Raw genomic sequence first — 17,457 nt, forward strand, 5'->3', positions numbered from 1 at the left:
GCCGCGTACTCCCCCCGCTTCTGCGGCGTCCCCACACACAGGAAGTGCACCGCGGCCCCAGCCGCGTCGGCCATCTCGGAGGAGAACCGCAACCGGCCCGAGGCCAGTGAGCGACCCAGCAGCTCCTCGAACCCCGGCTCGTGGAAGGGCGCCCGCCCCGCGGCCAGCAGCTCGGCCTTGGCGACGTCCACCTCGATCCCGACCACGTCGTGCCCCAACTCGGCCATGGAGGCGGCGTGCACCGCACCCAGGTAGCCGCAACCGATCACAGACAGCTTCACGTGTGTTCCTTCGTCGTCTCAGGGGATGTGGAGGAGGGCGGGGCTCAGTAGGCCCCGGACCCTCGGACGACCGCCCCCACGGTCTTCCACAGGATCATCAGGTCGAACATCAGCGACCAGTTCTCGACGTAGCGCACGTCGATGCGGACCGAGTCGTCCCACGACAGGTCCGAGCGGCCGCTGATCTGCCAGAGCCCGGTGATGCCGGGCTTGACCAGGAACCGCCGGTGCATGTCGAAGCCGTACTTCTCGACCTCGGGTGGCAGCGGCGGGCGGGGGCCGACCAGGGACATGTGGCCGGCGAGCACGTTGAGGAGCTGGGGCAGCTCGTCCAGCGAGTAGCGGCGCAGCACCCGGCCGACCCGGGTGACCCGCGGGTCGCCGCGCATCTTGAACAGCACGCCGTTGCCCTCGCTGGAGGCCTGCAGGGTCACCAGGCGGGCCTCGGCGTCCACGACCATGCTGCGGAACTTGAGCATGGAGAACGTCCGGCCGTCCTGGCCGACCCGCTGCTGGCGGTAGAACACCGGCCCGCTGCTCGTGGCGGCCACCGCCACGGCGATCGCGACCAGGCCGGGTGAGGCCAGCAGCAGCACCAGCGCGGCGGCGGTGCGGTCGACGACGTCCTTGGTCAACCGCCGCACGCCGCGCAGCTCGGGCCGCTCGACGTGCATCAGCGGCAGGCCGCAGACGGGCCGGATGTTGACCCGGGGGCCGACGATCTCGGTGACGGCGGGCGCCAGCAGCAGCTCGGCCCGGGTCTTCTCCAGGTCCCAGCCCAACCGGCGCAGCACCGACCCGTCCAGCTCGGGGCTGGGCAGCACCGCGACGGTGTCGACCTGGTACCGGTCGACGACGGCCACCACCTCGTCCAGGCCGCCCAGCACGGGCAGGCCGTCGAAGGGGCTGAGCGGCCCCTCACCGGGCAGGCAGCAGCCGACGACGTCGTAGCCCTGGTACTTCTCCCGGTCCATCTGCTCGTGCAGCGCGGCGACGCCACCGCGGTGGCCGACCAGCAGCGTCGTCTGCAGGAACCGGCCGCGGTCGCGCTGGCCGTGCAGCCAGCGGCGCAGCGAGTACCGCACGACCAGGGTGAGTGCGGTGGCCAGCGGGATGGCGACGACGACGAAGCCGCGGGCCACCTCCAGCCGGAAGCCCCAGGAGACGGTGGCGACGCCGGCGAGCAGGACGACGGCGGCCACGAACACCCGCCGGAACTCCTCGGCGCCGCTCCACAGGAAGCGCTCCTCGTAGCTGCGCGCCAGCAGCATGGCCACCCCCCAGGCCAGCGGCAGCACGACCACCGACCAGGCCGGGGCGATGACGGCGAGCCCGTCCAGCCCGTGGTCGAAGCGCACCGCGTGGCCGACCACCGCGCCGACGGCGGCGCAGAGCACGTCGAGCACGACGACCGCCCGGACGTACCGGGTGCGCCAGGCCCGACGGGCCTCGGTGCCGGCGCCGCGCACCCGGCCGACGCGTCCCCGGCGCGTGGCCGGTGGGTCCCCGGGGCCCAGCGCGGTGGTCCTGCGGCCGGCGGGCCGGACGGTCGTCCGGGTGGTGGTCCGCGCGGTGGTGCCGTGGGTGGTGCTGCCGGTGGTGCTGGTGGTCGTCTCCGACGTCGTCACGCTGTCCTCCGTCGTGCGTCAGTCCGGTCGTCCCGGGGCCCCGTGACGGTGCCGTCGACGTCGTCCGGCACCCCCAGCCTGGCCCACGGGGTGCGGCCTCGGAACAGCTCGGTCATGAACTCTGTGTCACAGTCCAGATACGTTGCGCGACCGCTCTGGGCGGTCACCGTGCCCGCCGCCGGACGACCGCGAGCAGGTCCCGCAGCGTGCCGCGGAAGAGGACGAGGCCGACGGCCAGGTAGACGGCCAGGGCCAGCAGCCCGCCGCCCACCACGACGCCCAGCTGGGCCCACGTGCCGAGCACCGGGGGCAGCAGGGCGAGGAGCCCGGTGAGCACGCCGACGACGAGCAGGCCCGCGACGGCCGGCGCCGCCCACTGCCGCAGGTAGGGCCCGATCGGCAGCCCGAGCGCACGGCGCAGGGCCCGCAGCCGCAACGGCCAGACCAGGTACTGCCGCGCGGTCACGGCCACCGCGACGGCGACGATGCCGAACGGCACGGCGACGACGACCGCGGCGACCCCCACCACGCACTGGACGGCGGTGACCACCAGCGCCAGCGTCGCGTGGCCGGCCGCGATCAGCGCCGTCCGGTCGAAGACCAGGACGCTGTTGAGCGCACCCATGGCGCACAGCACCTGGGTGATGAGCACGCTGGGCTGCCACTGGTCACCGAAGACCAGCGGCACCACCACCGGGGCCAGGGCCGCGAAGGTGGCGTAGGTGAAGACCCCGATCGTCGCCGAGGCACCGGTGAGGGACAGGAAGGCCCGGCGGAACCGGGGCGGGTCGTCCTGGACGCGGGACAGCGCGGTGAGCGAGACGCTCTGGATCACCGCGGTCTGCACGTCGGACAGGATCGAGATGATCCGGGTCCCGATGTAGTAGTAGCCCAGCGCCGTCGGGCTGATCACCGCACCGATGACGAACTTGTCGGCCTGGGCGTTGAGGAACGCGAAGAGCTGGATGCCGATCACGCTGAGGCCGACCCCGCGCAGGTCCCGCACGGCGGCGCGGCTGACCCGGAAGCGGGGCCGCCAGGGCAGCACCGACCACAGGACGACGACGCCGATCAGCGCCGAGGTCAGGCTCTGCGCCACGATCGCCCAGACGCCGGCGCCGAGCACCGCGGCGACCACGCCGACCACGCCGCCGGTGAGGTTGGCGACCACCCGACGCTGGGTGAGCCGCTTGAACCCGAAGTCGCGCTGCAGGAGGGCAGCCGGGGTCAGGCTGAGCGCGGAGAGGACCAGGGTCACGCACAGCACGCGCAGCACCGGCGCCAGCTCCGGGGTGTCCAGGGCGGCCGCGATCGGCCCGGCGCAGGCGGCCAGGGCCGCGGCCAGCAGCACCGCGCTCCCCAGGGACACCCAGAACGCCGACTCGGGGTGTTCCCGGTCCAGGCCCTTGCGCTGGACCAGGGCATCGGAGAACCCCTGCTCGGCGAGCACCTGGAACAGCGCGACGAAGGTGGCCGCCAGGGCGGCGACACCGATCTCGGCGGGTTCCAGCAGCCGGCCGATGACGGCGAAGACCACCAGCGAGGCCAGCCGGTTGACCCACTTGTCCGCAGCCACCCACAGTGCCGAGGTGACCGTCCGGTCGCGGAGGTCGCCGGGGTGCTCGACGGTGCTCACCCGGCCCCACCCCCTGCCGCGGTGCCGGGTCCCGTCCCCGGGCCCGTCTCCTGACCGGCCTCCTCCTGCCGGGCCGTCCGACGGGCCTCGCGCCGCCGGCGGCGTCGGCCCCGCACCCGGGCCCCGGCCAGCACCACCCGGTCCAGCAGCACCGCGGCGACGACGGCGAGGACCAGCCCGGCCAGCGCCAGCCCGACGACCGAGCGGAGCCGGTCGGGGAAGTCCCGGAGCGGGTAGTCCGCCGGCGAGCCCACCGCGGTGGTGAACAGCTGGTCACCCGGCGCCCCGGCCTCCAGCTGGACCCGCTCGACGACGGTGCCGGCACCGTCCACCAGCCGGGCCATCAGGTCGGTGGCGCCCTCGGCGGTGTCGCTGACGGTGGTCAGCCCGACCAGCTGCGCGGTCTGGTTGTCCCACACGGCGCTGGCCCGGCCCGAGCCGCCGGTCAGCACCTCGTCCTGGACGGTGGCGGTGTTGAGGGCGTCGGCGAGCACGGCGGCCAGCGTCGAGCCGCCCGTCTGGGCGTTGAAGGGGTTGGTGGTCAGGCCACCGCTGCCCGAGGTGGGCAGCCGCGCGGCGACCAGGGCCGGGGAGGGCAGCACCACCAGCGAGGCGGTGACGGTGTACTCGGGGCGGGCCTCACGGGAGGCCTGCACGGCGCCGGTCGCGGTCAGCGCCAGGACGACCACGAGCACGTACCAGCGGCGGGCGCAGGCACGGAGGACGTCGGAGAAGGTCACAGGACCCCTGCCTTCTGGGTCGTCGGGGAGGTGGGCGGGCACGGGGTGTGCCAGGAGCTGCGGACGACGACCGAGGTCAGCCCGACGAGCACGAAGACCAGCAGCGCGCTCTGCTGGAAGGCGAGGGTGTCGAAGGTGGAGGCGGCCACCCCGGAGGCGGCGAGCCCGCCCAGCAGTGCACCGGCCAGGCTGGCGCGCTCGGGGTCGCGGGGGTGCACGCGCGCGGCCACGGTCGCGACCACCGCGGGGACGACGAGCAGGGCGGCGAACCCGGCGACCGACACCAGCCCGCCACGGACCAGGAAGCCCAGCCACTGGTTGTCCAGCACGCCGTCCCCGCTGGTGAGGACCCCGCCCAGCCACGGGCTGCGGTCGAAGACCTCGCGGACGCCGGCGTAGTCGGCGAGCCGCCCGGAGATGCTGTCGTCGGCGGCCGCCTCGTCGGTGGCCACGCCGCTGAAGAGCTGGACGAAGGCGTCGACGACCCGCGGCACGGCCAGCACCGCCAGCGCCGGGGCCAGGACCGCCCCGGCCAGCACCGACCAGCGCTGGGCCCGGGTCGCGAAGGGCACGTAGAGCAGCAGCCCCACGGCGATGCACAGCAGCCCGGACCGGGACAGCGCGAACGGGGTGGCCAGCGCGACGACCCCGGCGGCGGCCGCGCTGGCGGCGCGCCGGCCCGGGGTGCCGGCGAAGCGGGCCAGGTGGATGGCCAGCGGCAGCGTGACGGCCAGGCAGACGGCGAACTCGATGGGGTGCGAGGTCGTGCCCAGCACCCGCACGAACTCCAGCCGCTCGCGCAGCACGCCGGGGTTGGAGGTGAACGCCATCCCGGGCACCCGGACGACGTCGGCCCAGGACAGGTCGGCCCCCACGGCCTGGACCAGCCCGACGCCGGCGTTGAGGACGCTGCCGGCCAGCAGCCAGCCCAGCAGCCGCCGGGCACCGGCCAGGTCGGGGACGGCGAGCGCGATGAGCAGCGCGATGCCGACGCCGGCGGTGAGCACCAGCACGTAGCGCAGGCTGGTGGCCGCGGCGACGGCGGTCAGCGTGCGGCCGGTCTCGACGCCGTAGCTGAGCAGCGCCTGGGCCAGGAAGAGCAGCAGCACCACGACGACGGGGTCCACCCGCCGGGCGTGCACCGGTCGGCGCGCACCACGGACCAGGCCCAGCGCGACCAGGGCGAGGGCCGCGAAGCCCAGCAGCCGGCCGGGCGAGCCGTTGGACTTCAGCGGCCCGGCCAGCACGACCTCGCTGGGGAAGACGAAGAGCAGGGCGCAGAACAGCACGGCCAGGGCCGCCGGGGGGCCGGTGCCAGGGGGTGGGGCGAGCCGGTCCTCCAGCGACAGCCGGTGGCTGCCCCGGGACCGGCGGAGGGTCGCCGTCACGCAGGCGGCCGCGGTGCGTCGGCGGACAGGAACCGCCCGTAGCGGCCGACCTCGATGTCGCGCCGGACGACGACCGCGGGGTTGCCGGCCACGATGGTCCGCGGCGGCACGTCCTTGGTGACGACGGCGCCGGCGGCCACGATGCTGGAGTCGCCCACGGTGATGCCGGGCAGCAGCATGCTGCGGGCGCCGATGAAGCAGTCCCGGCCCACGACGGTGTCGGCCTTGAGACCACGGGTGCGGTCGTGGCAGAGGATCGTCGCGCCGAAGGCGACGTAGCTGTCGGGCCCGACGTGCACGCCGCGGGGGTAGGTGCGGTCGAAGTGGGCCGACAGCGAGAACATCGCGGTGGGGTCGATGTGCATCCCCCAGACGCGGTTGTAGTACTGCCGCTTGGCGCCCTGCAGGGCGGTGCGGATCAGGCGGAGCCGGTTGAGGCTTCTCATCGGGGCTCTCCTGGGTCGGGGGTGGGCGAGAGGGTCCGGCGGCGGAGGAGGGCGGTGTCCAGCGCGACGGCCAGGGTCACGGCGGCGAGCCCACCGGCGGCGGCGACGACGACCGCCATCCGGGTGCGGTGCGGGCGGATGAGGCCCGGGGCGTCGGGACCTGAGCCGGTCGCGGCGAGGAACACGGCGTCGGGGCGGACGCCCTGGGCGGACTGCAGGTCGGCCAGCGCAGCCCGCGCGCCCGCCCGCGCCGCGGCCAGCGCGGCCTCCGCGCCGGCCGGGTCGGGCCCGGTTGCGGCGAGCAGGACCAGGCTGGGTCGCAGACCGTCCCAGCTGGCCGTGGCCGTCGACCCGTCGGGCAGCCCGGTCAGCGCACCGTCGGCGGCGACGGTGCGGCTGATCAGCAGCGCCAGGGTGGCCGGCGAGCCGAAGGGGTTGGTGTCGCCGGGGCCCTCGTCGCCGATGGCCGGGTCGCGGGCCAGCGCCAGGCCCGGTGAGGGGACGACGACCAGCGTGGCCGCGACCGAGTAGGAGGGCCGGGCGTCGTCGGCCAGGTGCAGCGCGAGCAGCGCGAACACCGGGAGCACGGCCAGCAGCACGTACCAGCGGCGCAGGCACGCCACCGCGACCTCGGTCAGGTCCACGGAGGCACCCCCACCGTGCGTGGCCAGACGCCTCCGGAGGGCAACATCACACCCGGGCGCGAGACGGGCGTGCCACCGTCGACCGGGTGCACAGCACCCGCTCCCGCGCCCTGCCGGCCGTGACCTGTCTGCTGGGGGTGCTGGTCCTCGGCGGCTGCGCCGGTGAGGCGCCCGGTGACTACGTGCGCCCCGCGGCCGCGCCCAGCGCCACCGTCGAGGACACCTCCCCGCCCGGTCCGGACAACACCGGTGTGCCCGCCGGCGTCACCCTGCGACCCAGCGGCGACCTCGTCGTCACCGAGGCCGGTGCCGTGGTGGACGGCCTGGACGTCGAGGGCTGCGTGCAGGTGCTGGCCTCCGACGTGACCATCCAGAACACCCGCATCCGGTGCAGCGACCCGGAGACCGCCAACGTGGTCCAGGTCGGCGACGGCGTCACCGGCCTGCTGGTGCAGGACACCGAGATCGACGGCCTCGGCCAGGCGGACATCGGGGTCGGCTGGAACGACTACACGCTGCGCCGGGTGGAGGTCCACGGCACCAACGACGGCGTCCGCCTCGGCGACGACGTCCTCGTCGAGCGCTCCTGGATCCACGACATGGTCCGCCAGGGCGAGCTGCACCCCGACTGCGTGCAGGCCACCCAGGGCAGCGACATCACCGTCCGCGGGAACACCCTGGACGTCCACGCCCGCGACGCGGGCGACCTCAACAACGCCGCGGTCATGCTGGGCAGCGAGACCGGTTCCCGGGTGCTCGAGCGGGTGCTGGTGGAGGGCAACTGGCTCAACGGCGGCAACTACACGGTGAACGTCCGCCAGGACGCCACCCTGGACGGCGTCGTCTTCCGGGACAACGTGTACGGGCCCGACAGCCGCTACGGCCCGGCACAGGCCCCGGCCGGCGTCCGCTTCGAGGGCGAGACGATGGCCGACCCCCAGCAGACCTGGTCGCTGAACGAGGTGGGCTGACCTCACGGGGCCACCGGCCTCAGGTCGAGGTCGGCGTCGACGTCGGCGGGCACCGGGGCCCAGCCCCCGCGCCACTCCGCCCGCCGGGTCCACGCCGCCCGCCACACCCGGTCGGCGACCGGCCGGCGTCCCTCGAGTGCGGCCCGCAGCGCCACCCCGGTGTGCAGCAGCGTCGTGGAGACCGCCCGGCGCCACGCCGCGGGGTGCCGGCGGTACAGCGTCGCCTTGCCGCGCAGCACCATCACCGTCTTCCCCGCCGAGGACGACGACGCGCCGCCGGCGTGGGTGGCCACGACCACCGGGGTGAAGGACCGCTCGAACCCCAGCTCACCGGCGCGGGTGCTCAGGTCGACGTCCTCGCCGTACATGAAGTACCGGGGGTCGAACCCGCCGAGGGCGTCGAACAGCGACGCCCGGACGAGCAGCACGCACCCGGACACCACCCCGACCGGGCGCTCGGTGTCCCGGGCCCAGCCGTGCAGGTCGAACGTGTTCGCCCACGGCGACCGGGGGAAGGCGGTGGACAGCCCCGTGCCGAAGCAGAACTCGCTCCACAGCGTGGGGCGGCCCAGTGCCGAGTAGGGGTCCAGCGAGCCGTCCGGGCGCTCCAGCCGGCCGGTCACGATCCCCCGGCGTGGGTCGGCGTCCAGGTGCGCCACCAGGGCCTCGACCGCGCCGGGGCGCAGCAGCGCGTCGGGGTTCACCAGCAGCAGCAGGTCACCGGTGAGGTGCGCGCGCGCCCGGTTGGCCGCCCGGCCGAACCCGGTGTTGACCTCCGAGCGCAGCGCGGTCACCCGGTCCCGGTGCCGCCGGAGCACCGGCTCCAGCGGCGGCTGGGAGCCGTTGTCCACCACGACCACCTGGACGGCGGGCGGTAAGACCTCGGTCAGCGTCTGCAGGCAGCGGTCCAGCCACTGCGGGGACCCGTAGCCGACCACCAGCACGCCGACCCTGCCCACGTCGGTGCCCGCGTCGGTGCTCACGCGGCCACCCGGGACGACTCGTCCCGGTTCCACACGGCGGTGCGACCCCGCCGGACCTTGACCCACGCGGCCACCCGGACCAGCACCGAGACGCCGAGGAAGACGACCACCGACCCCGGGGGGACGCCGGGGGTGGCCAGCAGCCCCCGCACCCCGCGCGGGCCCTCGTCGTCGACGAGGGCGGTGGCGGTGGCGGCGCCGCCGGGCACCGGGGGCCCGGACTCCAGCTGCACGTTGCCCGCCCGCACCCGGACCAGCCGGCGGAGCAGGTCGGGCAGCCCGCGCGGCGGGTACGTGGTGAACCCGGCGTCCACGGCCGTCCGCTCCTCCCGGCGGAAGGCCCGCCGGGCCCAGAGGTCGTCGGCCACCACGTCGGGGAACGGGGCGAGCCGGGGGTGACCGGCCGCGGAGACGGCGAAGACCCCGGAGCCGACGTAGGCGTCCTGCAGCACCGGCAGCGCCGACCAGACCCGGGTGTGGGCGCGCACCCACGCCGAGCAGCCGGTGAGGTCGGGCTCCGGCCGGGCCCCGGCGACCAGCGCCGGTCCCGCGGAGAGCGCGGCCACCAGGGCACGCGCGGCCCCCGTGCCGAGTTCGACGTCGGCGTCCAGGTACACCCGGGGGAAGGCGCCGGCCGCGGCGTCACCGGCGTTGAGCGCGGCGGTCTTCCCGGCCGCCCCGAGCTCCAGCACACGGACGTCGGGACCGTGCCGGCGGGCCCGGTCGGCGGTGTCGTCGGAGCAGCCGTTGGCGACCACGACGACGTCGAACTCCCCGGGTGCGGCGCCGGCGAGCAGGGCGGTCAGGCAGCGGTCGATCACCCGGCCCTCGTCGTGGGCGGGGATCACGACGGAGGCGCGTGCGGCAGTGCTCACGGGGTGCTCCTCTCGGGGTCGGTGTGACGCAGGACCCACCGGAACTCACCCGACCGGGCGGTTACAGGAAGTCGTCGCTCCATCACGCTCTGGGCATGAGCAACGTGGACGGTCGCGCCCCCCGCCGCCTGGTGCGCTGGGCGGGGAGCGCGGTGGCGGTGGCGGTGGCCGCGGTGTCGCTGCTGGGCGTCCTGCCCGTGGAGCAGGCCGACGCCTCGTCGATGTGGGTGGCCTACGAGGGCAGGTCGGTGAGCCTGGCGCCGGTCCCGGCCGCCCCGGTGGAGCTGACGGCCGTCTCGTCCTCGCCGCTCACCGCCGTGACCTTCTCCCTCGGTGGCGCCGTCGTCGCCAGCACCACGACGATCGTGGCCACCGACGGCTCCTACCGGGCCACCGCCGTCGTCGACCTGACCGGCCGGTCGGGCCTGACGTCGGTGCGGACCCGCTTCACCAACGGCCGGGTCAGCTCCAGCGTGGACAAGACGCTGCGCGCCGTCCCGCCGGCCGCGACCCCCGTCCCGGACCCGCCCGCGACCGGGCCGGTCACCGGACCCGTGGTGACCCCGCCCGCGACCGGCACCCTCGCCGGCCCCGACACCACCGGCGTGCCCGCCGGTGTGGTGCTGCGGCCGCAGACCGGCGACCTCACCGTCGTCACCAGCGGCACGGTCATCGACGGGCTGGACCTCACCGGGTGCATCACGATCCGGGCGAACGACGTCACCATCCGCAACAGCCGGATCACCTGCAGCGGCTCGGCCACCACGATGGTCGTGGCCACCAACGGCACCTACCGCAACCTCGTCGTCGAGGACAGCGAGCTCGACGGCCAGGGCATCGTGGACATCGGCATCGGCTGGCAGAACTACACGGTGCGCCGCACCGAGATCCGCGGCACCAACGACGGCGCCCGCGTCGGCAGCAACACGACCGTCGACTCGTCTTGGATCCACGGCATGGTCCGCAAGGGCGCTCTGCACCCCGACGCGGTGCAGAGCACCGGTGGCGTCGGCATCCGGATCACCGGCAACACCCTGGACCCGCGCAACCGGGACACCGGCGACCAGGGCAACGCCTCGGTGATGCTGGGCAGCGAGCTGCGGCCCAACGTGCTCCGGGACGTCGTGGTGTCGGGCAACCGGATGAGCGGCGGCAACTACACGGTCAACGTCCGCGGGGACGCCGTGGTCGAGGGTGTGACGCTGTCGGGCAACGTGTTCACCGCCGACGCCAAGTACGGGCCGCTGCTGGCCCCGGCGTCCGTCGTCGTCGACCCGGACAACGTCATGGACGCCACCGGCGCACCGGCACCGGTGGTCCGCACGGCCTGATCGGCCGGGCGCGGGCACGCCCCGCACCTCAGGCACCCAGCAGCTCGACATGGCGACGGGCCCTCCGCGCCCAGGTGTGGCCGGCGGCGAAGTCCCGGCAGCGCCGCGAGGTCGCGGGGTCGGCCGCCTCGGTCAGCGCCCTCGCCAGGGCGTCGGCAACGTCCCCGGCTCCGTCCACGACGTGCACGTGCGGGGCGTCCAGCCAGCGCACCGCAGGCAGCTCCGAGGCCACCACGGGGGTCCCGGCGGCCAGGTACTCCAGCAGCTTGAGCGGGAAGCAGGCCCGGTTGAAGTCGCTGCGGGTGTAGGGCACCAGCCCCACGTCGCAGGCCGCGACCAGCGAGGCCACGACCTCCGCTGACCGCTCCCCCAGCGGCACCAGCGAGCCGGCGTCCACCAGGGCCGCCCACCGCTCCTGCTGGCTGAACGTCGTCTGCTGACGGCCCACCGCCACCACCGTGACACCGGCGGCGCAGGTGGCCTCCAGCATCGCGAAGTCGATGCGGTCGCTGACCATCCCGATGAAGACCGCGCGCGGGCCGGGCACGTCGGCCAGCAGGGTGCTGACGTCGACGGTCGCGGCCGTGGGGTCGCACCCCGGCGGCACGACGTGCACGGCGGACCGTGCCCCCATGCCGTCGGCGGCCTCGGCCAGCACCGGGGAGACGACGGCGACCTGGTCGACCCGGGCCAGCAGCTGCCGCCGGTGCCGCTCGATCCGGTCCGCGGCACCGCGGATCAGCGCCGCCCCCGCGACGTAGTCGTCCTTGAGCAGCAGCTCGGTCGGCCACCGGGCCAGCAACCGGAGGGTCGTCGGGTGTGCGGAGGTGACCAGCAGCCCCGGGGTGCCCGGCGTGCGTCGACCCTCGACGCGGACCAGCAGCCCGATCCACAGCGCGGTCAGCAGGGACAGGCCCCGACGCCGCCCCAGGGGCAGCATCCGCGGTGCCAGCACCGTGAGGCCGTCGACCTGCCGGCGGCGCGGCGCCGGCCGGCCGGGCTTCCCCAGCCCGAAGACCGGGACCGGCGGGTCGACGTAGACCACCAGCCGGTCGGCGGCCAGTGCCCGGGCCAGTCGCTGGTCGTAGAGCTGGTGACCGGCGTAGGGCGTCGAGGACAGCAGCACGACCGTGCGCGGGCCGCTCACGCGGCCACCGCCGGGGAGGTGGCGCCGAGCAGGTCGAGCAGCGGGCGGTGCCGGGCCCGCCAGGACGACGCCGCCACCGCCGCCAGCCGGTCGGCCTCGGGCTGACGGCCCAGCGCCAGGGCCGCACGGGCCCCCGCCACGTGGTCCCCGCCGGGTCCGACCCACACGACCCGGTCGCTGTCCACGGCGGAGCCGGGCAGGGCGGTGGCGACCACGGGCGTGCCCGAGGCCAGGTACTCGTACAGCTTCAGCGGGGACATCGCCTCGGTCAGCGGGGTGCGGTGGTGGGCCAGCACGCAGACGTCGGCGCCCTGGGTGAGGGCGACGACCTCGGCGCGCGGGAGGGACCCGAGCAGCTCGACCCCGGGGACGGCGGCCAGCTCGGCCCGGACGCCCGGGTCGACGAGCGGTCCGGCCACCCGCACGTCGAACCCGCCCTCGGCCAGCCCGCGGAACGCCGCGAGGTCCAGCCGACCGTCGACCGTGCCCGCGTAGACCGCGACCGGCCGCTCCCGCGGCGTGCGCGCCGGCGGCGCCACCGACCACAGCCCCGCGTCCACCCCGTTGGGGACGACGTGACCCGGTCCGGTGGGCCCGATCCGGTCCAGCAGCACCTGGGACACCGCGATCACGGTCATCCCGCTGCGGGCGATCCGCTCGTAGGCGGCCAGCGTCAGGGCCCGGTGCGGGGCGTGCGAGGGGATGGCCGACTCGTCGTCCTGGGCGTAGAAGACCCGCTCCCCCGCCCAGGCGTGCGTGGCGAAGGCCGCGTGCCACAGGTTGAAGGTGACCAGCGCGGGCCGGCGCAGCCCGTGCAGCCGGGCGGCCGCCGCGGTCTGCAGGTCGTAGCCGGTGTACCGGCGGCGCAGCGCCGCCTCGGTGAGCGGCGGCGGGGTGCGCAGCGTGAGCGGCCGGACGCCGCGCAGCCCGGGCCGGCGGGGTGCCGGCCGGTCCCCGGCCAGCCGCCGGCGGACCTGGGAGGCCACTCCCCGGGGGTGGTCGGCGACCAGGACGGTGCCGATGCCCGGGTCGCCGAGCAGGGTGGTCAGGGTCTGGTCGGCGGTGGAGTAGAAGCCCCGCCGCACGGCGTCGGTCCAGGTGTCGGAGACCAGCGCGACGACCACGTCGGTGCTCATCGGCCGACCGCCGGCCGGCGGGTGAACACCTCGGCGTACCGGTCGGCCACCTGACCCCAGTCCCGGCCGGCCAGGTCCGGCGCCGCCGCGGGGTCCCGGCGGGCAGCCGTGGCGAGGGCACCGGTGAGGTCCTCGGCGGTCAGCGGATGGGTGAAGCCGAGCACCCAGTCGGCGCCGACCTCGGCGCGCAGGGCCGCCGTCACCGGGTTCTCCGGCACCAGCACCGGCCGCCCCAGGGACAGCGCGGCGAACACCACGCCGGAGTTGTGGATCTCCCGGTACGGCAGCACCACCACGGCGCTGGCCCGGACGAGCCCGGCGAGCTCGGCGTCGGGCGTGAAGCCCAGCCGGCCGGTGACCCGGGAGTCGCCCGCGGCCGCGTCCTGGACCAGCGCCCGCATCTCCCCCGACGCCGGCTCGCCGGCCACGACCAGCCGGAGCGCCGGGTCCGTCGTCCCGGCGAAGGCCCCGAGCAGCGCGTCCACGCCCTTGTAGGGGCGCAGGTACCCGAAGAACAGCAGCGTCGACCCGTCGCCGGCCGGCGCGGCGTCACCGAGCTCGGCCCGGTAGTGCCCGTGCGGGATCGTCACCGCCGCGGCCCCGGGCCGCAGGGGGGTCTCCTCGTTGAGCCGCACGTGCCACGTCACGAGCCGGTCCAGGCCGGCCAGCAGGAGCCGCTCGACCGGCCGCTCGCCCTCGTGGGGGGTGACGTTGTGCACCGTGCGGACCACGACGGGACGCAGCACCAGGACCCGGAGCAGCAGCAGGCCGAAGAGCACCGTGCGCAGTGCCCGACGGGGGCGGGACCGGTGCCGGAGCAGGTTCTCCGGCCAGTGCACGTGCAGCACGTCCCAGCGGCCCAGCAGCGCCGTCCGGTAGCTGAAGGACAGCATCTGCAGCCGGGCCGGGTCGGCGTGGCCGGCGACGTGGTCGGCGTAGCTGGGCTGGGCACCGCCCAGCAGCACCGACTGGAGGACCCGGGTGGGCCGGTCGCGCTCAGGCACGGGAGACCTCCGGTGCGACGGGGACGAGGGGCAGCCCGGTGGGCGTGGTCCCGTCGGGGGCGGTCAGCCCGAGGGCGTCGAGCAGCCGCGCGGCGACGGCCGTCCAGGTGAACAGGGGGGCACGGGCGAGCGCGCGGGCACCGAGCCGCGCGGCGACCAGCGGGTCGGCCAGGTGCCGCAGCGCGGCCAGCACGGCGGCGTCGTCGGTGGGGTCGACGACCAGGCCGGCGTCGCCGATCAGGTCGGCCGAGCCGCCCACGGAGCCGCCGACGGCGGGCAGCCCGGCGGCGGCGGCCTCGGTGAACACGATGCCGGCCGGCTCGAAGAGCGAGGGCATGACGAAGCACGTCGCGGTCGCGTACAGCGCGGCCAGTCGGGCCCGGTCGGTGGCGTCGTCGCGGCGGAGCACGCCGTGCGTCCAGACGCCGGGCAGGTCGATGCGCGGGTGCCCGCCGACGAGGTCCAGCGTGGCGTCGGGGTGCTCGGCCCGCAGCGCCCGGAACGCCCGGACGACGCGGTCGCCGTTCTTGCGCTCCCAGTCCAGGCCGACGAACAGCAGGCGGGGCACCGACCAGTCGCGGGTTCCCGCGGGCGCGGCCGCACGGGTGCCCGTGCCCACGACGGCCAGCCGGTCGGCCGGCACGCCGGACTCCCGGGCGATGGCCGCGGCGGCCCAGGACGACTCGGTGCAGCAGGCCCGGGCGGCCCGGTAGACGGTGCGCTGGATCGCGGCCCGGCGGGCCACGGTGGCCGCACCGACCCCGGCCCAGTGGCCGTAGCCGTGGGCGTGGGCCTGGAGCACGGTCATGTCGTCGTAGACCGCGACCGGGGCGGCGGTCCGCAGCGGGAAGCCGGCGCCGATCTGCACCCAGGCGTCGACCCGGTGGGCTGCGGCGGCGCGCCCCGCGGCGCGCCCCCGCAGCCGCGCCACCGGGGCGGAGTACAGCCCCCGCGACCCGCGGCCGCGCAGCCCCCCGGGCCCGACGTCACCGGTGAGCACCGCGAGACCGCGCTCGACCGCGGCGGGCGGCGCGGCCCGGACGACGGGGACGGTGACCCCCAGCTCGCGCAGCCCGGTGACCACCCCGTGCGGGGTGCCCGAGCGCTCGGCGGGGTCGGTGGCGTCGCCGGTGGCGACGACGCCGACGGTCAGCCCGCTCACCGCCACAGGTCCCACGGGAAGGCCGCCTCGAGGGCGGGGTCCACCACGGCCGGCGGTTCGCCGCCCGCGGCGACGGCGTCCTCGACGGTGGGCGCCGGCTCGAAGCCGGGCCGCCCGCTGCCGGCGTAGTGGTCGGCGTACTTGAACAGCGGCTCGGCCCCGGGCAGCACCAGCCGGGCCGGGACGCCGTAGCTCTCGGCCACCACGATGCCGTGCAGCGACGAGCCGACGACGAGCTCGCTGCCGGCGATCTGCTGCAGGACGCGGCGGACCGGGGAGCGCGGGTCCAGGAAGCCGGGGTGGCCGCGGTGGGCGGCGACGTCGTGCAGGTTGGGGACGACCGTCACCCCGGAGCGCGGGGTGTCCTCTGCGCGCGGCCACAGCCGGCCCACCAGCAGGCCGGGGTCGCCGTAGACCTCCGGTGCGTCGATGCCGTACTCGGCCAGCACCGCGCGGGTGCGCGGGCCGCGGACGGCGCGGACGTCCAGCCGGGTGGCGCCCACCGGGGCGGCGAGGGTCTTGCCGTTGACCCCGGAGCCCCAGACGACGTCACCGTCGCGGGCGAAGTGCAGCACCGAGCCGATCGACAGCAGTCGGGCGTCGGCCACGGGGGTGCTGCGTCCGGAGCGGCGCAGCAGCTCGCGCACGACCATCGGGCCGAGCAGGTCGCCGAAGTTGCCGACCGGGCGGGTGACCCGGGCGGGCAGCAGGCGGGAGACCCGCCGGCGGGGGTTCCAGTGCACGAGTTCGACCTCGGGTGCGGTCACGGCGGCGCTCACCGGGCGTCCGCCGCGCCGGCCATGACCAGCCGCATCTCCTCGGCCGCGTGCCGCAGCGCGGTGGTCCGCTGGGCCACGGCCCGGCACAGCGGGGCACGGTCGGCGGGGGCGGCGGCGAGACCGGTGGTCACGAAGTCCACCAGGGTCTCGACGTCGAGCTCGTCGGTGCGCAGCACCTGCTCGCCCCGGCCGACCGAGAGCTGGAAGTCCCGGCACTTGGGCCGGTACTCCAGGGCCAGCGTCGGGATGCCCAGCCGGGCGGCGAGGACGAGGGCGTGCAGCTTCTCCCCCACCACCAGCGCGCACCGGCCCAGCGCCGCGTCGAGCTCGGCCAGCCCCACGGCGTTGGGTCCCGAGACGGCGACGCCGGCCGCCCGGCACTCGGCGGCGACCTCGTGCAGGTGGGTGCGGTCCTGGGTGGTGGTGGCCAGCAGCTGCACCTCGTGCCCGGCGGCGACCAGCCGGCCCACGGCGGCGGCGACGGTGGCGCGGAAGGCGCCGTGGTCCCCGCCCCACAGGTCGTCGGTGACCCCGAAGTTGACGCCGATCGCGGTGCCGGTGCCGGCGTCGCAGCCCGGGGACTGCGCCGGCAGAGCCAGCGCCGGATCGCCGACGACGACGGCCTCGAGCCCCATCTCGGCGACGGTGGCGGCACTCAGCGGTCCCCGGACGCGGATCCGGTCGAAGCCGGTCAGCAGGGGGCGCCAGGCGCCCACCTCCTCGGCCACGTCGGCCCGCCGGCCCTGCCGGAAGGCGAGGTCCTCGACCCCGACCCCCAGGACCACGCGGGGCGCGGCCGGGGCGGCCCGCACCACCCGTTCCAGCGTCTCCCGGAAGTGCCCGTTGAGCACCAGGGTGCCGCCGCCGAGGCAGACGACCGGGACGCGGCGCAGCGCTCCGTCGGAGAGCCGGCCCAGGCCGCCGGAGTTCGGGACCTGGACGACCTCCCAGCCCGGGAGGAGCAGTCGGTGGGCGGCGATCATGGCGTCGTCCCCGAGGTTGCCGTTGCCGGACCAACCGACGTAGGCGACGCGGTGGCGGGTGTCGGCCGGGGGCGGGGGGAACGAGCGCCAGACTCGGCCGGTGGTGCGCGCTCGGGAGAGCAGCGCACGGGCGGACGCAGGCATGGTGGGGCCCTTCGGGGTGGGTGGCACGGCGGCGGGCGCGGCGGGCGTCTCACGCGTCGGGGGACGCGGGGCCGGCGGGGCAGGGCCGGTGCGGTCCGGGCAGCCGTCGTGGGCGCTCCGGACGCGCGGTGGTGCGGTGGTGCGGTGGTGCGGGTCCTGCGGCGTGGCAGGGGTGGTGC

The 17,457-nt window shown here is 76.1% G+C and carries 16 protein-coding genes and 1 pseudogene; 2 read left to right on the forward strand and 15 right to left on the reverse strand.

Annotated elements, in window-relative coordinates:
- From AC0IVP_RS03925 to AC0IVP_RS03955, 7 genes and pseudogenes are all read right to left on the reverse strand, one after another.
- Positions 1 to 281 (reverse strand): annotated as a pseudogene (locus AC0IVP_RS03925) (UDP-glucose 6-dehydrogenase); the annotation flags it as partial.
- Between the two features lie 44 nt (positions 282 to 325).
- Positions 326 to 1,909 (reverse strand): sugar transferase, encoded by a 1,584-nt coding sequence (locus AC0IVP_RS03930; RefSeq protein ID WP_471754714.1) that lies wholly within the window; start codon positions 1,907 to 1,909, stop codon positions 326 to 328.
- Between the two features lie 163 nt (positions 1,910 to 2,072).
- On the reverse strand, positions 2,073 to 3,545 hold the full coding sequence (locus tag AC0IVP_RS03935; protein WP_471754716.1) for a lipopolysaccharide biosynthesis protein: 1,473 nt from the start codon (positions 3,543 to 3,545) through the stop codon (positions 2,073 to 2,075).
- On the reverse strand, positions 3,542 to 4,285 hold the full coding sequence (locus AC0IVP_RS03940; RefSeq protein WP_471754718.1) for a hypothetical protein: 744 nt from the start codon (positions 4,283 to 4,285) through the stop codon (positions 3,542 to 3,544). Before AC0IVP_RS03940 ends, AC0IVP_RS03935 begins: the two co-directional genes overlap by 4 nt.
- Complete coding sequence (locus AC0IVP_RS03945; protein WP_471754720.1) at positions 4,282 to 5,673, reverse strand: O-antigen ligase family protein; 1,392 nt, start codon at positions 5,671 to 5,673, stop codon at positions 4,282 to 4,284. The genes AC0IVP_RS03940 and AC0IVP_RS03945 overlap by 4 nt, the downstream gene beginning before the upstream one ends.
- A complete protein-coding gene (locus AC0IVP_RS03950; protein ID WP_471754722.1) occupies positions 5,670 to 6,119 on the reverse strand; it encodes an acyltransferase in 450 nt (149 codons plus the stop codon). Before AC0IVP_RS03950 ends, AC0IVP_RS03945 begins: the two co-directional genes overlap by 4 nt.
- Entirely contained in the window at positions 6,116 to 6,763 is a 648-nt protein-coding gene (locus tag AC0IVP_RS03955) for a hypothetical protein (protein WP_471754724.1), read from the reverse strand. The genes AC0IVP_RS03950 and AC0IVP_RS03955 overlap by 4 nt, the downstream gene beginning before the upstream one ends.
- 86 nt (positions 6,764 to 6,849) lie before the next feature.
- Here AC0IVP_RS03955 and AC0IVP_RS03960 point away from each other — a divergent pair, with 86 nt between their 5' ends.
- Positions 6,850 to 7,734 carry a right-handed parallel beta-helix repeat-containing protein gene (locus AC0IVP_RS03960; RefSeq protein WP_471754726.1) on the forward strand — a complete coding sequence of 295 codons (885 nt, stop codon included), beginning with the start codon at positions 6,850 to 6,852 and terminating at the stop codon, positions 7,732 to 7,734.
- 2 nt (positions 7,735 to 7,736) lie between these two features.
- On the opposite strand, the gene AC0IVP_RS03965 is transcribed toward AC0IVP_RS03960, so the two are convergent.
- Both AC0IVP_RS03965 and AC0IVP_RS03970 read right to left on the reverse strand, forming a co-directional pair.
- Positions 7,737 to 8,717: a glycosyltransferase family 2 protein gene (locus AC0IVP_RS03965; RefSeq protein ID WP_471754728.1), complete on the reverse strand. Its 981-nt coding sequence runs from the start codon at positions 8,715 to 8,717 to the stop codon at positions 7,737 to 7,739.
- Positions 8,714 to 9,592 carry a glycosyltransferase family 2 protein gene (locus AC0IVP_RS03970; RefSeq protein WP_471754730.1) on the reverse strand — a complete coding sequence of 293 codons (879 nt, stop codon included), beginning with the start codon at positions 9,590 to 9,592 and terminating at the stop codon, positions 8,714 to 8,716. Before AC0IVP_RS03970 ends, AC0IVP_RS03965 begins: the two co-directional genes overlap by 4 nt.
- Before the next feature lie 95 nt (positions 9,593 to 9,687).
- Between AC0IVP_RS03970 and AC0IVP_RS03975 the strand changes: the two genes are divergently transcribed.
- On the forward strand, positions 9,688 to 10,923 hold the full coding sequence (locus AC0IVP_RS03975; protein WP_471754732.1) for a right-handed parallel beta-helix repeat-containing protein: 1,236 nt from the start codon (positions 9,688 to 9,690) through the stop codon (positions 10,921 to 10,923).
- A gap of 28 nt (positions 10,924 to 10,951) precedes the next feature.
- On the opposite strand, the gene AC0IVP_RS03980 is transcribed toward AC0IVP_RS03975, so the two are convergent.
- The 6 genes from AC0IVP_RS03980 to AC0IVP_RS04005 are packed head-to-tail and all read right to left on the reverse strand — an operon-like array spanning position 10,952 to position 17,278.
- On the reverse strand, positions 10,952 to 12,070 hold the full coding sequence (locus AC0IVP_RS03980) for a glycosyltransferase (protein WP_471754734.1): 1,119 nt from the start codon (positions 12,068 to 12,070) through the stop codon (positions 10,952 to 10,954).
- Entirely contained in the window at positions 12,067 to 13,206 is a 1,140-nt protein-coding gene (locus tag AC0IVP_RS03985; protein WP_471754736.1) for a glycosyltransferase, read from the reverse strand. The genes AC0IVP_RS03980 and AC0IVP_RS03985 overlap by 4 nt, the downstream gene beginning before the upstream one ends.
- Entirely contained in the window at positions 13,203 to 14,210 is a 1,008-nt protein-coding gene (locus AC0IVP_RS03990) for a glycosyltransferase (protein ID WP_471754738.1), read from the reverse strand. The genes AC0IVP_RS03985 and AC0IVP_RS03990 overlap by 4 nt, the downstream gene beginning before the upstream one ends.
- Positions 14,203 to 15,372, reverse strand: coding sequence for a glycosyltransferase family 4 protein (locus tag AC0IVP_RS03995; protein ID WP_471754740.1), 1,170 nt, complete (start codon positions 15,370 to 15,372; stop codon positions 14,203 to 14,205). The genes AC0IVP_RS03990 and AC0IVP_RS03995 overlap by 8 nt, the downstream gene beginning before the upstream one ends.
- On the reverse strand, positions 15,369 to 16,151 hold the full coding sequence (locus tag AC0IVP_RS04000; protein ID WP_471754742.1) for a polysaccharide pyruvyl transferase family protein: 783 nt from the start codon (positions 16,149 to 16,151) through the stop codon (positions 15,369 to 15,371). Before AC0IVP_RS04000 ends, AC0IVP_RS03995 begins: the two co-directional genes overlap by 4 nt.
- Positions 16,148 to 17,278, reverse strand: a complete 1,131-nt coding sequence (locus AC0IVP_RS04005) for a polysaccharide pyruvyl transferase family protein (protein WP_471754744.1) — start codon at positions 17,276 to 17,278, stop codon at positions 16,148 to 16,150. The genes AC0IVP_RS04000 and AC0IVP_RS04005 overlap by 4 nt, the downstream gene beginning before the upstream one ends.
- Between the last annotated feature and the right edge of the window lie 179 nt (positions 17,279 to 17,457).

This window comes from Klenkia sp. AC732, assembly GCF_979256525.1.

Coding starts and splice junctions, on each gene's coding strand:
- AC0IVP_RS03985 (WP_471754736.1), bottom strand. CDS start 13,206: ATGAGCACCGACGTGGTCGTCGCGCTGGTCTCCGACACCTGGACCGAC.
- AC0IVP_RS03975 (WP_471754732.1), top strand. CDS start 9,688: ATGAGCAACGTGGACGGTCGCGCCCCCCGCCGCCTGGTGCGCTGGGCG.
- AC0IVP_RS04005 (WP_471754744.1), bottom strand. CDS start 17,278: ATGCCTGCGTCCGCCCGTGCGCTGCTCTCCCGAGCGCGCACCACCGGC.
- AC0IVP_RS03950 (WP_471754722.1), bottom strand. CDS start 6,119: ATGAGAAGCCTCAACCGGCTCCGCCTGATCCGCACCGCCCTGCAGGGC.